This window comes from Pseudomonas canadensis (genome assembly GCF_030980095.1).
In the GTDB taxonomy this organism is placed as follows: domain Bacteria; phylum Pseudomonadota; class Gammaproteobacteria; order Pseudomonadales; family Pseudomonadaceae; genus Aquipseudomonas; species Aquipseudomonas canadensis.
The window spans coordinates 4,728,674-4,743,293 of sequence record NZ_CP133298.1 but is presented as its reverse complement, the minus strand read 5'-3'; the positions used below and the strand labels follow the sequence as shown (position 1 = coordinate 4,743,293).

Below are 14,620 nucleotides of genomic sequence, written 5' to 3'. Positions count from 1 at the left end.
GAGCCCTCATGGGAGCCAGTATTACCCTTGCAGGTGAAAGCCTGATCGCCCAGCGACAAGCCGCCGGCACTGGGCTGAAAGTCAGCCGGTTCATCTTTGCCAACGTGCCCGGGTTGAACCCCAACTCCCCGGTGGACCGCGCAGCGCCAAAACCGGTGGCGGCGCAAATTGTCTATGTGCACGAGATCCCGGCTGCACATTCGGGATATGTGAACCCTAACCAGGTGGTGTACAGCGCGCAAATCGGCTCCGACGTTGGCGACTGGGATTTCAACTGGATCGGGCTGGAGACCGTCGACGGCGTATTGTTCGCGGTGGCCTATGTGCCCACCCAGCAAAAGCGCCGCAACATCCCGCCGCAGCAAATCGGCAACAACCTGACCCGCAACATGTTATTGGCGTTCGACGGCGCCCAGGGGCTGACCGGTATCACCATTGACGCCAAGACCTGGCAGCACGACTTCACCGTGCGCCTGACCGGCATTGATGAGCGCGAGCGCCTGAGCAATCGCGACGTGTTTGGCCGTGCGTGTTTCTTTGGCAGTGCGCTGCAGGTGGAAAAGGTCGGCGGCGCGTACCAGGTGAAACCGGGCACCGCCTATGTCGAGGGCGTTCGCCTGGAGCGGGCGACCGCGCTGCAGATCGTGCCGCCGGCACTGCCGACCACGGCTTGGTTGGATATTGCGCTGCAGCGGCAGTTGAGCGATGTGGTGGCCAGCTGGCAGGTGGTGTTCGGTGCCGCTCGCCCGGACTACACCGACAGTGCTGGCGTGAAGCACTACTGCATCCCCCTGGCGGACCTGCTCAACGCCAACGCCATTACCGATCGCCGCCCGGCCGAGCCCATCGCGGGCTCACTGGTGCAGCACTTCGCCGCCCGGACAGGGGACTACGCAAACCTGCGTGCCCGTGCCACCACCAAGGACGACGTGGGCCTAAGCAATGTGCCCAATGCGATAACGGATGACCCAGCGAGCGACAGCAGCAGCGTGTTGGCCAGCACCAAGATGGTGGCGGCAGTAAAGCAGCAGTTGAATACGGAAATTGGCAAGAAAGTCAGTAAAACCGACGTATTCACCAAGCCTGAAAGTGATCAACGCTTTGTCCAACTGGGTGGGCAATGGAACCCCACGACCTACTTTTCCTCGGGCGCTTTGCCCACACTTTCGGCTGCTGGTAATCATGACCAGGCCTACGCCCCGCTTGGCGTCATCAACGCAGGCGCCCAAGGCGCACCAGCGGTTATTTCCTTCCACCGTGGAGGTTCATACGGAACGTTTTTTGGCCTTGATACGGACAACCAATTTGCCTTCGGCGGCTGGTCAGCGGGTGACAGGCGTTATCGCTTCTGGACCGAGGCGAATTTCAACCCAGACAGTAAAGCGAACAATACCCAGGCCACTGAGGCGGTCCACGGTATTGCCCGAGTCGCGACGGCCGCCCAGGTCAATGCCGGCACCGACGACACAACCTTTATCACCCCCAAGAAACTGCGCATGGGCGTGTCTTTTTCCTTGGGGATTACGGGTTTTATCGCCTTCCCAAGCTGGCTGGGTGGGCTGGTTTTGCAGTGGGGTTACGGGACCGAAACGCACAGCGACACTGGTTTTCGATTCTTCCCGATGGCGTTCCCAACGACGGCCGTGGCCATGGTCGCCATGGCGAACTTTGCCCATAGCGCCAGTACCTGGGTGATTGTGCCGGATCGCTCCAAGTACCTGATGGGCCTGGGCGGTGACTACGTCAACGGTAGCCCAACCAACAGTCTTTTCTGGATCGCCATCGGCTATTAGGAGCTTGAAGCCATGTTCTATTTCTCTGCTACCGACGGTTTTCTATCGTCAAAAATTCACGGCAAGAACATCCCGGCCGACGCGGTGAAAATCACCGATCAGGTCTATGCGGAACTTCTGATTGCTCAAAACAGTGGCCAGTTGATTCAACTAAACGCTGATGGCGTGCCGGTTGCCGTGGCCGCACCAGGTCCAACTGATGAACAGTTGGCAATCACTGAGCGTGCATGGCGCGACCAGGCATTGTCGGTTGCTATCGGGCTGCGCGATCGTCATCGCGACCAACTGGAGATCGACGCGCCGATGACACTGAGCGACGAGCAATTCAAAGAGTTGCTGCAGTACATGCAAACACTGCGCGACTGGCCGCAATCATCAGGCTTTCCGCACACTGGGCGTCCCTCGGTGCCGGCCTGGATGGCGGACGAATGAGCTGGGCACCGGTGACCATGCGCTGGCCCGAGCAGGCCACGCAGTGGATGGGCGAGCTGTCAGCGGCCAAGGATCTGGCCGGCGGCGAGCTGATTAGCACCGCTAAGCGTCTGGCAGGGCTGGACGGCATGACCAGCACCAACCCCGGGCCGGTGGGTGACGCCGCCAAAGGCGCGATCGAGGCCGGCCGCGCCGCACTGGCTGGGCAGATGGGCGAAGCGCCCGCGTGCCTGGCCGTGACGCCCTTTCAAAGTGGAGTCGGCCAGGGCCGTGGTCACCAGCGCTTTCTGTCTGCGCCCAACTTGCTGCAGCAGCTGGCCGCCAAACTGGTCGACGCCAGCGACAACGGCCGACCGGCTGGCCCTCAATACGCGCTGTCGCTGATGTTCCTGGGCACGCGCCTGGACCAGTTTGCCGAGACCCTGGCGCGCTTCAATGCACTGTTGCCGATTCCTGACCTGGTGCGGGCTGAACGTCGTGCGCGGAACCTGTCGCGCCTGGAGACCGACAAGTGGGAGATCCCCTGCGCTGGGCCGTTGCCGCGTTGGTCCGCGCTGCCCCTGGAGCGATGCACCGTGGTCAAGGCGGCCAAGCAATCCATGGCCGGCCAGATCGCCGTCCTGGAGAGCTACGCGGCCGACAGCTCGCCCATGGGCGACTTGGCCGCGCTGGCTGGCCGCAAAGCTGCCCAGCAGCAGGGCCGCGACAAACAGCTGAATGACCTGAAAGCCCTGCTGGCCGGCGGCAACGCCGATCACAGCATGCGTGCGCGGATCCTTGGCCCTGGTGATACCAACGAATTACGCCGCGCCTTGCTGGAAGGCGATGCACCTGGTCATGAGTGGGTGTTGTGCGCCGGCGTGCTGTTGGTGGGATCGCAGGACGGTTTGAGCTTTGTTCGGGAGCTGGTCGGCCTATGACGCTACTTCTCGATGGTCAGCAGGTCCTGGGCAAACGCCTGAAAATCACCGCGAACTTGCGTATTGAAAGCGACGATCTGTCGGGGCAGACCAGCAACAGCCAGACCGCGCACAAGGGTTTCAAACCCAAAACTCTTACAGTCTCGTTGGCAATCCCGTTTGTTGACCAGGTGCAACTTCGTAGCCTGATGCGTTTGGCCGAGGCCACCGCCGGCGGTGGGCAGCTCCACATGTACCGCATCGTCAACGACACCGCCGCCGCGTTCGGGATACGCGAGGTGCAATTCTCCGACGGTGTGAGCGCCAGGGAGGACGACATCCTTAACCAGTGGCTTGTGCAGTTCACCCTGTCTGAAAAACTCTCCAACCCTGAGCGGGTGGAGAGTCGCCGTGCTGCCAATGGTGTGACGTCGCAATCTGGCCCGGGCTCGGCCGTGGGCGGCGCGAATGGTGGCGATGGCAGCGGTACACCCGGGGAGCTAAGCGGCTTCGAACGTACCTTGAAAAAGGTGGATGACTGGCTGGCCCCGACGCCATGAAACTTCACAAGGTACTGACCATCAGCGGCACGCCTTACCCGTTGATCAAAGACGAAGTACGGCTGGAGATCAAAAGCCCCGGCCGGGCGACCTTCACCATCCAGGCAGACGGGCCGGTTAAAGGTCTGGTGACGCTTGATGTCGGCTACAACGACAACCCGCTGCAGCGCCACTTCATCGGCTTTGTTGAGCGCTCCACGGCGATCAACAGCGTGCAGCAGATCCTGGTTTGTCGCGAACTGGCGGCGATCCTGTCACAGCCTATGCCACTGAATCTGCGCCATGTTGACCTGCAGGGCGTCCTGGCGGAGGTCAGCGACAAGACCGGCCTGCGCTTTCGCGTGCCGGACAAGGCCTACGCCAAGGTAAAGACGCCATTTTTCTACAGCTTGGCTGCCGGTTACCTGGCCATGGACAGCCTGGCCAGCGTGTTCAGCATCCCCGACTTTATCTGGCAACAGCAGGGTGACGGCGAAGTGTTCGTGGGCAGTTGGGCCGACAGCTTCTTTGGCATCCGCTCGCCGCTGCAGCTACCCGTCGAACTGTTCGACGGCTACCAAGGAAATCAAAGCGCGATGATCGCGGTCCTACCAGGACTACGACCAGGTGCAACCATCAACCAGGGCGAGAGGATCACAAGCGTGACCCTTGCCGGCAATCAAATGGCGATCAAATGGACGACGCAATCCGTCGCAGCGTAGAGCGGCAATTCCCAGAACTGACCGGCGGCTATCACCTGCCACGCTTTGGCCGCGTGGTCGCCGTGCCCGATGCGCCGGCCGCACCTGGTTTGTGCGACGACTTCCGGCCGCGCTTTGGCGTCGACGTGGAAGTGTTGCTGCCCGATGGCGAGCCAGATCCCAACCTGCCGATCCTGACCGGCCTGCCGCTGCCGGCGCCGATGGGCGGGCAAGAGGCGGGCATGTTTGGCTTCCCGGAGGAGGGCACCACCGTGGTGGTCAGTTTCGCGTATGGCTTGCCGCACAAACCCTTCATCACGCAGATTCTGCCTCACGGCCTGAGCCTGCCCCGGGTGCCGAAGGGCGACCAGGTGTGGCAGCACAGCGAGGCCTGCCAGCAACGTGTCGACGCCGACGGCAACTGGCTGCGCCAGACGGATGGCAAGATTCAGGATAAGGCGATAGAGCGGGAAGTGGAGGCGATGCAGAACACCGAGAGCTTCCAGAGCCACACCAGGACGGTGGACGATCATTCAACCGAATCGGTGGGTGGAATCAAGTCGATCGAGGCGCTGGGCGCGCTCAAGCTGTTGTCGGGCGGGTCTGCGAGTCTGGCGGCGGTGGATGATTTGCACCAGGCGACCGGGCGGGATTTGAACCTGGTAGTGGGGCAGAAGCACAACGCCACGGTGGGTGGGGACATGGAGGAAAGGATTCAGGGCATGCGTGAGAGCGTGGCGGCGGTCAGTCAACGGTGGGTGGCGCCCAAAACCTGGTTGGGCTCCGAAGAAGTAAACGTGCTACAGGTGCTATGTAGTTTGCTGGACTTGGTACAGCAAATGAACGCTCAACTGGCAAGCCACAATCATGGGCCGACACCGCCACCAAGTAACGCAGATGTTTTTACCGAAAACGTCAAGTTTACTAAAGTCATGTTGGTGGCGTTGAAATCTGTTACTTTTCAATGAGTTAGTCTCTACCAAAAGTAGCTAATCGTAACTCCGATCACAATTGCCCCATAAAATAACGAGCGCCCTATAAAAGGATGAGTTAATAAATTTACTCGATTGGTAAGTTTTGGTCTTTCTTGGTCCCAGCTAGAGTCGATAACTTCACCATTGGCTATAAATGGCTTCCAGTAAGTCGAAATATGATTGTTCTTTGGCTCAAAAAAGTCACTGTGGCCATAATCAAAGAATCTATCTTTAACATGTGGGGCTTGAAATCCTTTGCGCCCAGAACTTCCATATCCGAAACTAGAGAAGGTTGCTAAAACAGGATAAAAGTCTCTAGTTCCCACGTCGTTTAATACTGAGTTTTTTTCCATTCCCTTGGTGTATAGGCCCCACGGGTAATCTGCCGGAATGATGCATCCGCACAATACGATTCGAGCGAAGTTGATGTCGGGCGCAGTTGCCAGTATTCGGCTTAAAATATAGCTTCCGAAGCTGTGGGCGATCACCATGAATTGAGCGTTTGGCTCCATGGATCTAGCGTCTCTAATATCTTGGGTCACCTTTTTAATCGGCGTTCCCCGTATTGGAGATGCAAGCTGTAAGGCGGAGACGAAATTATAACCTAGGCCATGTACGTTAGTGTTGGGAAGACTGCTAAGTTCCTTCTCCACTAATTTATGCCAAGCACCATCCGTTTGGATTCCATGGATAAGCAGAACTACAGTAGCTGCTGAGTTGTCCTGGACTCCGGATAACTTCGCGTCAAGCATGCTATCGAAAAGTTCGGCGTGTTCAGCCGGGATTCTACCCTTCACCAATTGAATTTGGCGGAGCCGTTTTTCAGGAAGGGTATTTTCCCAGGTCTCATTGAATAGCTCGAAAACTTCAGCCGGTCTCATTAGTCACCAAAATATAAGACGGCTCAATGATCTCTTCGGTAACCAGCACATCTATATCTTTAACAGGGTCGCGAACAGTATCTGGAAGTTCTGAGTACGAGGAAAACGTTATGCCGCTTCCAGAAGGGAAGCGCACAATGATTTGACGACGAAAAACTCGCCCCTCAATCAATATGGAAATAACTCTGGATAAGCGGGAGTTACTCCCTGCCTGCAGGATGTCAAACATCCTGGACGGATTAAGTCTAATCAACGGCAAGTCGTCAGCTCTCCGGGTTTCAAAATCACCCAGGAACCTCTCCATCCTACGTAGAGCTTCCGCATCCTGCGGAAACCTATGTATTAAGGGAGATAACTTTTCCGCGTACATAAGAATATTCTCCTGCGGAGCATGCGACTGGAATAGCAAATTCATTTACGTCGCCACTTAGAAGTAAATGAACCTCTCGTTGTGGAGCCGTATCTGGTATTTTAGCGTAAACATTGGCTCCAGTCACATGCCCGTCGCCGGCTAGGAAGCTATCAATTGCGGCCATTGAGCCGTTATCAGACGAAAGGTTATCTTCTTGTGAAGATGAAGAAATTTGCATGACCGCGCCGAAGTCATTCACGGCTGTAGAGTTGCTATAGCGAAACTCAGTTGAAAGCTTTGCGCGCTCTTTCAATATTTTGTCTTTTGCTACACTCAAAGAGATCTGTGCAAATCCATCGTGAGGTATAAATTTTCTGACTTTGAGAAGTAATTCTCTAACTAGTTCGGTGTACCTAGTAGAGTTATCCTGGGATGCAATGCGTAGTTCCAGCAAACCTTCATGATTGAGAACTGCTAGATTGACAGCCCTTTTTTCAGTGAAGTTGTATTTTTTCGTAATGGTACCGGCGTCACGATCTATAATTTCAGAGTCAAAAGTTTTGGTTATCCGCTTTTCCACAATTTTTATTGTGAGGCTGACTGGGATCTTCTCTGCGTCGGGATGAAGTAAGCGAATGTCTACAATAGTTGGGCTGTCAGGAAAGTCAACGTCCAACGGTGTCTGTAGGAGCTTTTCCAGATTTTCTTCTTTTGCAATGGCATTTATTCGAGCGGGATTAATCAGACCTTGAGCCCGATCAGGCGCGCATTGAAAAAGAAAGATGTGCTGGCGTCCATGTTCTTCTACAGTTTGAAGAAGTGCCCGTAAATCTGTGATAGTGAATTTCAGCTGGTTTAAAGCAGGCTCTATCCGTTTTTCATAAAGCTCGTCCCAATTTCCCGAAGTTGCGACGCCTTTACTTTTTAGGAAGTCTTTCACGACTTGCTGGCTAGTTGCCTTTTTTAGTAGGTCAAAAATGACAATTGATGTTTTCTTGTCAGCCTCGCTCAGCACTCCATGTCACTCCTGCTAGTTGAAAACCATCTGAGTTTTCATTTTTCATGTGAAGTCGAGGGCGTTTGGCTGAGGATCCTGCATCCTGGATGGCTAGCTTGGCGCTCCGTCGCTCGTTGATGGCATTCTGACCTATGCGAATCGATCTACACAACACGAATGCACACGAATCTACATTAAGTTAGACGAAAGACCTGTTTGTGGCCTCTAAACTGGGCTTTGGTTAGGTATGAGCCGTCATCTGGCCCTTCCTGCTAGGCAACCTACCATTGGTTTCGTGAAGCCCAGGCAGGTCAGAGCTGTAACGTGCCTTGTGAAACCTGCAGGTTGAATAAAAATTCTTGTAATAAATCACTTATCCCCCTCCCGCCGACGGGCTTTGTGTCCCTTTTTTGTGCAAACGGGGAGTGGGGTGCAAACGCGGCTCCCGCCCAAGCCCGCTGCGGGGTCTGGGGGATGTTTCGTAATTGCACAGAGTGCAAGGCTTTGCAAAAAAGTGCAGTGGCCTTGCACATGCGTTACAGGACGGCAGGGGAGTGGCCACGCAGAGGAGGTGCCCGGTTTCCGGGGACTATGGCTGTGAAAACCTGCAGCAGGCGGCGTTTTCTTTTTCGGAGCCGTTCACATCTTGGATCAATCAACCACGGTCAAACTCTACGCAAAAACGACTGAGAGGCCCAGCCTGTATGGGTTTCAAGAGTTCTGAGGCATTGCACAGCATCGCCATCAATTTCCGGCTGTTGATACCAATCCAGAGCGTTTGGAGAAAAACGCCGAAACGATGGGCGGATGGCTTTTTTTCAGGCGAGGGGCGGGAAAAGGGTAATTTTAGTAATTGGCAGGTCAGAACGGGCTGGAACCCTTATAGATCGTGGCTTTCAGCCATTACCCTTGAGGGTAATATAAGGTAACGAGAGAGGTAATATTTTGTTCAACCCCCCATTTTACTGGGGTTGGCGGCTCACTGGCATTACTAGCACTGAAAGTAATTTTCTAACCTATTACTTACCTTATTATTACCTCTATAAAATCATATCAACTACCTGATTTTATTAGGATTTATCCGATTTTCCACAGCTCATTACCAAAATTACCTTTTTCCCATGCCTCAACATAAATCGTTCAAAACGCCTGTTGTGACCGTTTTCTGCAACCTGGTGCATTTAAGCCATGGGACTGACATGGGACAGATCCTGCGCGCACCATCGGGCTGCAGCCCTTGTAAACCGGGGGCTTTGGTTTTGAAAACCGCGAACGGGTAGTTTCGAATCTCTCCTTCACCGCCAAATTCGATGTAAACAAAACCCCTGGTTTCGAGAGAAACCAGGGGTTTTGTAGTTTCTGGGTTTCGAAAATCTTACCTTTATCGAATCACGCGCTTGGCATATCTATGCGTCGCCCTATGACATCCAGCAAATCGCACCCACCGCGCAGCGGGATCGAGCACAGCAAGGCAAAGTCTCTGGAGTACAACCGCATCGCTACTTATTTCACTGCGAAGCGCAAGGTTCTCAAGCACCTGCGTCACGGCACGAAGTCGATAGGTCGCGGCGTCGAGGAAGATTTCAAGCGGGACGGTTGTGTCGACGAAAAAGGTTAGGAATGATGCTGTCGTTGCTGGTGGGCCATGTATTGATTCATGACTGACTCCATTAATACAAAGATAAAAACGACGAAGCTTTCATAGGCCGCAATCAACTGGGGCGGTCGTCCGAAATAATGTTGTTTACATTCCATCTTGTCATCGAGTCGCCAAACTCGGTCGCCATATGAGCGACCGCTGGACTATAGGCGGAGTGAATTTGGATCGGGTGTGTGGTGCTTCTCAATAGGCCGTAGGAATCGGCCCAATTCAAAGGCCACAGCCTTAAGGCGCCTCTTCCGTATTCAACAAGGGCCCCACCGACCCAAAGGGATAGCTGCCCATTCCAATCCGCAATGGCGTTATCGGGCTCGCTGCTACACCCATCAGCAGTACATTGTCTATGACAATGGTTTCCCCTGGCTTTCGGTTATCGGCTGCTACGATAAGGTAGTAAGTCCCGCTGCTTTTCACCGTGCCCTTCAAGACTTGGCTGATAACCCCCACGATGCCCGTCGCCTTGCCAAAGCCTTCAGCCTGCACATTGCCTTGGGCGTCCATCAAGATCAAATAAGGGTTCAAGGCGTACTTGCTGAACCCCAGGCACGAGTTGACGCACCAAGAGTTAACGTCGATATGGAAAGGTTTGTCCTTTATCAAGGCGACGCTGAACAATCGGTAGTTCGACGGCACTCCGTTGATCAGGATACGCGGTTCCGCGGCAGTGATTTTCCACTGAGGCGGCCGCCATCCCGGGTCGATCGGCATGGGCACCGCCTGCGTATTGTGCATGGCCTCGGAGGGAGTTAGTGCTAACGGCGTGGTGCTATTTTTGACGTGTTCTTCAAACAGTATTTTCGGGTTGCTTGAACAGGCGGTGATCAATAAACAGCCCAGCGCTAAAAACAGAATCCGCATCAGTACTTCCCTGTAGTCGACTTTTTCGAGGTGGCAAGACTACCACCCCGCGCTTCCGGCCTGCGCGTACACCCAAGTTGTCGACCCCGAAGCCACGGTTTCTTTGGGTTATGCGGACCCGGTTTTCCCCCGGCTTGAAGTGAGTTGTTCGCCATTCCATTTACTCTGCAGCGCTGTAATGGCAAAGGGCTTACAACAACGCTGGAGAAGATTTCCAAGCTTTGTTAAGGTCGCCGCCTTTCCAATAAAGCCATTCAGAGGGATCTAAATGCACCCGGTACTTCGCAAGACATTTGGCGGGCTTTCTGCTCAGTACTACATCCGCAACTTCCTGTTCGGGCTGATTTTTCCCGTGCTGATCTATACCGCGCTGACCCATTCGAAAACCGGTGTGTTCACACTGGGCGCGCTGTTCTATTGCGTGGTCAACAGCCTGCTTTATCCCTACGCGCGTTTCGTTTACGAAAGCATCATGGATTACATTTTTGGCAACAACGTGTTCTTTGTGAATGCCATTCTGATGCTGACCGTCAAGGTGTTCACCATGGCGATCTGCTGGACCATGGCGATTTTCATTGCGCCTATCGGGCTGGCGTATCTGTACTTCCACCATAGCCGTGCGGCGAACCGAGCCTGATTCGATGCTGCGTAGTGCATAGGCTGTGGCGCTGGAGCTTGTCGAACCGTCGCAGCGTCCCGTTGGGCCGCGAAGCGGCCATGAAGATGGGACTGCTGCGCAGTCCAGCGGGAGCAAGCTCCCTCGCCACAGGTACTGTGTGTTTGGAAGTGGTCAGATATGCAGCCAGGCGAGGCTCCCTAGTATCACTGCTGCGCCGCCTGCGGTGTACGACATCCGCTTCAACCACTCCCGCCGCGTCAGCAAGGTAATCGCTGCCAACGAGATCGCGACCTGGATCGCGGTCATTGCCTGGGCCCAGCGATGATGCTGATGCAGCGCCTGTTCCGATTTTTCATCCCATTCCTTTGATGTGGCTTCAAGCTTCTCGGCCTGCTTGCGCACATCTTCCTTCTGGTTCTTGTAGCGCTCGATTTCTTCCTTGTAATGCACCGCGTCCACACCGGGAACGTGAGTGGCCAGTTCCGCGAGGTTTTGCCGGCTGGACTTGGCCTGGTAGTAGTTCCATTGGTTGGCCGCTTCGGTCTTGAAGATGGCGGCGTTGTTCTTGTCCATCGCCGCTTCGCTTTCGGTCGAGCCGGCCTGGTAGCTGAGCATCGCGCCGAGGGTGGCCATGAGGGCGGTCATCACGGCGATACGGCTGGCGAAATTATCGCCGCGGCCGTGGGCATGCTCGGTGGTGTGTTCGATGTGTTTTTCGTGAGGGCTGGGGACTTCGAAAGCTTCGGACATGGGGGCGTCTGTGAAGGGAATGAGGGAGTCTGATTGTTGACCAGTGAAGCTGTCTCAAGCCTGTACATAACGCCGGATCAACCATCCGTATACGGCGATGTTGATCATCAGCACCAACGCGCCCAGGCCCAACTGGATCTGCGGAGTCAGGCCGGCGGGGTAGATCAGCGTGAGAATGTAATGCTCGATAAATCCACCGCCATAGCCGTCCTGCCCGGCGAAGTGACGAAACAGATTCTCCCAGCGGGTCAGTGGGCAGGGCAGGTGGAACACTTCGACCGCCACGCCCCATGCCGCGGCGGGCAGGTGCAGCCAGATCGCCGGGCGCCATTTCAGCGCAAGCAACCCGCCGAACAGGACAAAGAGGATGAAGCTCAAGTGAAATAGCACGAGGCTGTCGGCAGCTAGACGGTAAAGCATTGCGGGTACTTTGAAAGGTGAGGTTCATAGTCTAAAGGGTTGCTTGCTGACAAGTGTGACCGTTATTGTGCTGAATCCTTTTAGTCCTTCCCCCCAAGGATCTGTTTTGATGAACGCACCGCGTAGAGTCGGCCCAATCAAGGCTGTGATATTCGATATGGACGGGCTGTTGCTGGACACTGAAGGCATCTACACCGAAGTCACACAGATCATCGCCGAACGCTACGGCCGCACCTACGATTGGAGCATCAAGCAGCACATCATCGGGCGCGGCGCCCAGGATTTGGCTGACTACGTGGTGAAGGCGCTGGATCTTCCGATCACGCCCGCCGAATTCCTGACGATCCGTGAACCGCTGATGAGCGAGCGCTTCCCAAAAGCCTTGGGCATGCCCGGTGCTGAAGCCTTGGTGCGGCACTTGAAGGCACATAACATCCCGATTGCCGTGGGCACCAGTTCGTCGCGCAATTCGTTTGGCCACAAGACCACCTTGCACCGCGAATGGTTTGGCCTGTTCGACACCATCGTGACCGCTGACGACCCGGAAGTCGGCGCCGCCAAGCCCGCGCCGGACATCTTCCTCACCGCCGCCCGCCGCCTGGGCGTTGCACCGGAGGATTGCCTGGTATTCGAAGACTCACCCTTCGGCGTCACTGCTGCCAAAGCTGCCCATATGACTGCCATCGCCGTACCGGATGAAGCCATGGCCGACAGCAAATACCACCATGCCGACCAGATCATCCGCAAGCTCGCGGACTTTGACCTGGCGGCCTACGGCCTGCCACCTCGACCTTGACTGATCGCGGTTAAAAATGTGGGAGGGGGGCTTGCCTCCGATTGCGGTGGGGCAGCCACGAATCAGCTGACTGTTACACCGCCATCGGGGGCAAGCCCCCTCCCACATTTGATTTGCGGTGTTCAGGAAGCCCTAGGCGCTGAAGCCACCATCAATGGTCAGGCTTGCACCGGTGATGTAGCCTGCTTCCGGCCCTGCGAGGTAAGCCACAAAGCTGGCAATTTCCTCGACATGCCCATACCGACCCACCGCCATCAACCCGATCAGGCTTTCGGCAAAATCGCTGTTCGCCGGGTTCATATCGGTATCCACCGGCCCAGGCTGCACATTGTTGATGGTGATACCCCGTGGCCCCAGATCTCGCGCCAGACCCTTGGTCAACCCCACCAGCGCTGCCTTGCTCATTGCATACGGGCCACCGCCACCAAACGGCATGCGCTCGGCATTGGTGCTGCCGATATTGATCACCCGACCCCCTTCACCCATATGCTTGGCCGCTTCCTGGGTGGCGATAAACACGCTGCGTACGTTGATCGCCAGGGTCTGGTCAAAATCTTCCAGCTTGAAGTCTTCCAGCGGCGCGATGGCCAGCACACCGGCGTTGTTCACCAGAATGTCCAGGCGGCCAAAGGCTTCGACCGTGGCGTTGACCGCGTTGCGGATGGCGCCGGCATCGGCACTGTCGGCGTGGATCGCCAGGGCTTTGCCGCCTTCGCTGATCACGCTGTTCTGCAATTCTTCAGCCTTGGCAGCCGAGCTGACATAGGTAAAAGCGACTGCTGCACCCTGCGCCGCGAGGCGTTTGACGATAGCGGCGCCGATGCCGCGAGAGCCGCCTTGAATCAAGGCGACTTTGCCGCTGAGGTTCTGTGTGGTCATGTCGATCTCCTAGCTGTTCAAGGCGGGATGCCTTGTTGTTGGAACCGAGTATCGACCTCGCCAGCCCCTCCCGGTAGACCGTGATTGCTATAGTCTGTGTAAACCAAAAGTTTAGAGTGGGGCGATATGGAAAGCTTTGGCAGTATCGAATGCTTTGTGCGCAGCGCCGAAGGTGGCAGCTTTGCCGAGGCGGCCCGGCACCTGAGCTTGACCCCTGCAGCCGTCGGCAAAAGTGTTGCCAAGCTGGAGGCGCGCCTGGGTGTGCGCTTGTTCCAGCGCAGCACTCGGCGCCTGACGCTGACCGAGGCTGGCAAACTGTTTCTCGACGAAGTCAGTGGTAGCCTCACCACCATCCAGAACGCCGTGGCCAACCTGGCTAGTGCCGAAGGACGACCAGTGGGCACGCTCAAGGTCAGCATGGGTACGGTGTTTGGTAATCGGTATGTGGTGCCGCTGCTGGGGACGTTCATGCAGCGGTTTCCGGATATCAGCCCGGACTGGCATTTCGATAACCGCCAGGTCGACTTGATCGGGCAGGGCTTCGATGCCGCCATTGGTGGTGGTTTCGAGCTGCCCCAGGGCGTGGTGGCGCGCAAGTTGACGCCGGCTCATCGTGTGCTGGTGGCGTCACCGGGCTACTTGGCGCAACGCGCTTCGGTATCAACCCCAGAGGACTTGGCGCGTTGCACCGGGATTCTCATCCGCTCACCGCAAACCGGCCGCATCCGCTCCTGGCAATTGACCAGCACCGAGCGTGAACACCGCCCGCTGGTGCTCAAACCAGGCATGACCATGAGCGACTCCGAAGCGGCCTGCTGCGCCAGCGCCCAGGGCCTGGGCATCGCTTTGGTAAGCATGCCCATGGCCGTGCCGTTCCTGGACAGCGGCGCGGTGGTGCGGGTGCTGCCCGACTGGTACGTCGACGACGGTAACATCTCCATTTACTACGCCGAACACAAACTGCTGCCCGGCAAGACCCGCGCATTTGTGGATTTCATCATTGAGCAGTTTGCCGAGCAGCAGTTGGGGCAGCGATTCAGTGCCATTTGATTGCACGCTCACACCGCATC

16 protein-coding genes are annotated in these 14,620 nt (G+C 56.2%); 10 read left to right on the top strand and 6 right to left on the bottom strand.

The features are described from left to right. The first annotated feature begins 8 nt into the window (after positions 1-8). The 6 genes from RB216_RS21885 to RB216_RS21860 are packed head-to-tail and all read left to right on the top strand — an operon-like array spanning position 9 to position 5,332. A complete protein-coding gene (locus tag RB216_RS21885; RefSeq protein ID WP_308907875.1) occupies positions 9-1,793 on the top strand; it encodes a phage tail protein in 1,785 nt (594 codons plus the stop codon). A gap of 12 nt (positions 1,794-1,805) precedes the next feature. Then, positions 1,806-2,225: a phage tail assembly chaperone gene (locus RB216_RS21880; protein WP_308907874.1), complete on the top strand. Its 420-nt coding sequence runs from the start codon at positions 1,806-1,808 to the stop codon at positions 2,223-2,225. Continuing rightward, a complete protein-coding gene (locus RB216_RS21875) occupies positions 2,222-3,145 on the top strand; it encodes a hypothetical protein (protein WP_308907873.1) in 924 nt (307 codons plus the stop codon). The genes RB216_RS21880 and RB216_RS21875 overlap by 4 nt, the downstream gene beginning before the upstream one ends. Then, positions 3,142-3,684: a baseplate complex protein gene (locus RB216_RS21870; RefSeq protein ID WP_308907872.1), complete on the top strand. Its 543-nt coding sequence runs from the start codon at positions 3,142-3,144 to the stop codon at positions 3,682-3,684. The genes RB216_RS21875 and RB216_RS21870 overlap by 4 nt, the downstream gene beginning before the upstream one ends. Then, the gene (locus RB216_RS21865; protein WP_308907871.1) at positions 3,681-4,385 is read left to right on the top strand and encodes a hypothetical protein; all 705 of its coding nucleotides are present in this window, start codon (positions 3,681-3,683) and stop codon (positions 4,383-4,385) included. The genes RB216_RS21870 and RB216_RS21865 overlap by 4 nt, the downstream gene beginning before the upstream one ends. Beyond that, a complete protein-coding gene (locus RB216_RS21860; protein ID WP_308907870.1) occupies positions 4,358-5,332 on the top strand; it encodes a hypothetical protein in 975 nt (324 codons plus the stop codon). The genes RB216_RS21865 and RB216_RS21860 overlap by 28 nt, the downstream gene beginning before the upstream one ends. Before the next feature lie 8 nt (positions 5,333-5,340). On the opposite strand, the gene RB216_RS21855 is transcribed toward RB216_RS21860, so the two are convergent. Together RB216_RS21855 and RB216_RS21850 are read right to left on the bottom strand one after the other, a co-directional pair. Next, complete coding sequence (locus tag RB216_RS21855; protein ID WP_308907869.1) at positions 5,341-6,219, bottom strand: alpha/beta fold hydrolase; 879 nt, start codon at positions 6,217-6,219, stop codon at positions 5,341-5,343. 335 nt (positions 6,220-6,554) lie between these two features. Beyond that, positions 6,555-7,586: a hypothetical protein gene (locus RB216_RS21850; RefSeq protein WP_308907868.1), complete on the bottom strand. Its 1,032-nt coding sequence runs from the start codon at positions 7,584-7,586 to the stop codon at positions 6,555-6,557. 1,402 nt (positions 7,587-8,988) lie between these two features. On the opposite strand from RB216_RS21850, the gene RB216_RS21845 reads away from it, so the two are divergent. Next, positions 8,989-9,186 carry a hypothetical protein gene (locus tag RB216_RS21845; RefSeq protein ID WP_028617540.1) on the top strand — a complete coding sequence of 66 codons (198 nt, stop codon included), beginning with the start codon at positions 8,989-8,991 and terminating at the stop codon, positions 9,184-9,186. A gap of 267 nt (positions 9,187-9,453) precedes the next feature. On the opposite strand, the gene RB216_RS21840 is transcribed toward RB216_RS21845, so the two are convergent. Further along, a complete protein-coding gene (locus tag RB216_RS21840; RefSeq protein ID WP_308907867.1) occupies positions 9,454-10,086 on the bottom strand; it encodes a hypothetical protein in 633 nt (210 codons plus the stop codon). 268 nt (positions 10,087-10,354) lie between these two features. Here RB216_RS21840 and RB216_RS21835 point away from each other — a divergent pair, with 268 nt between their 5' ends. Continuing rightward, on the top strand, positions 10,355-10,723 hold the full coding sequence (locus RB216_RS21835) for a hypothetical protein (protein ID WP_028617538.1): 369 nt from the start codon (positions 10,355-10,357) through the stop codon (positions 10,721-10,723). Positions 10,724-10,876: 153 nt separating this feature from the next. On the opposite strand, the gene RB216_RS21830 is transcribed toward RB216_RS21835, so the two are convergent. Together RB216_RS21830 and RB216_RS21825 are read right to left on the bottom strand one after the other, a co-directional pair. Continuing rightward, the gene (locus tag RB216_RS21830) at positions 10,877-11,455 is read right to left on the bottom strand and encodes a DUF4337 domain-containing protein (protein ID WP_308907866.1); all 579 of its coding nucleotides are present in this window, start codon (positions 11,453-11,455) and stop codon (positions 10,877-10,879) included. A gap of 54 nt (positions 11,456-11,509) precedes the next feature. Further along, positions 11,510-11,875, bottom strand: a complete 366-nt coding sequence (locus tag RB216_RS21825) for a DUF2784 domain-containing protein (RefSeq protein ID WP_308907865.1) — start codon at positions 11,873-11,875, stop codon at positions 11,510-11,512. Between the two features lie 109 nt (positions 11,876-11,984). On the opposite strand from RB216_RS21825, the gene RB216_RS21820 reads away from it, so the two are divergent. Next, positions 11,985-12,671: an HAD-IA family hydrolase gene (locus tag RB216_RS21820; RefSeq protein ID WP_028617536.1), complete on the top strand. Its 687-nt coding sequence runs from the start codon at positions 11,985-11,987 to the stop codon at positions 12,669-12,671. A 132-nt stretch (positions 12,672-12,803) separates the two neighbouring features. Here RB216_RS21820 and RB216_RS21815 read toward each other — a convergent pair whose 3' ends face one another. Beyond that, entirely contained in the window at positions 12,804-13,550 is a 747-nt protein-coding gene (locus tag RB216_RS21815; protein WP_033901224.1) for a 3-oxoacyl-ACP reductase family protein, read from the bottom strand. A 126-nt stretch (positions 13,551-13,676) separates the two neighbouring features. On the opposite strand from RB216_RS21815, the gene RB216_RS21810 reads away from it, so the two are divergent. Beyond that, positions 13,677-14,600, top strand: a complete 924-nt coding sequence (locus RB216_RS21810; RefSeq protein WP_028617534.1) for a LysR family transcriptional regulator — start codon at positions 13,677-13,679, stop codon at positions 14,598-14,600. Positions 14,601-14,620 lie beyond the last annotated feature (20 nt).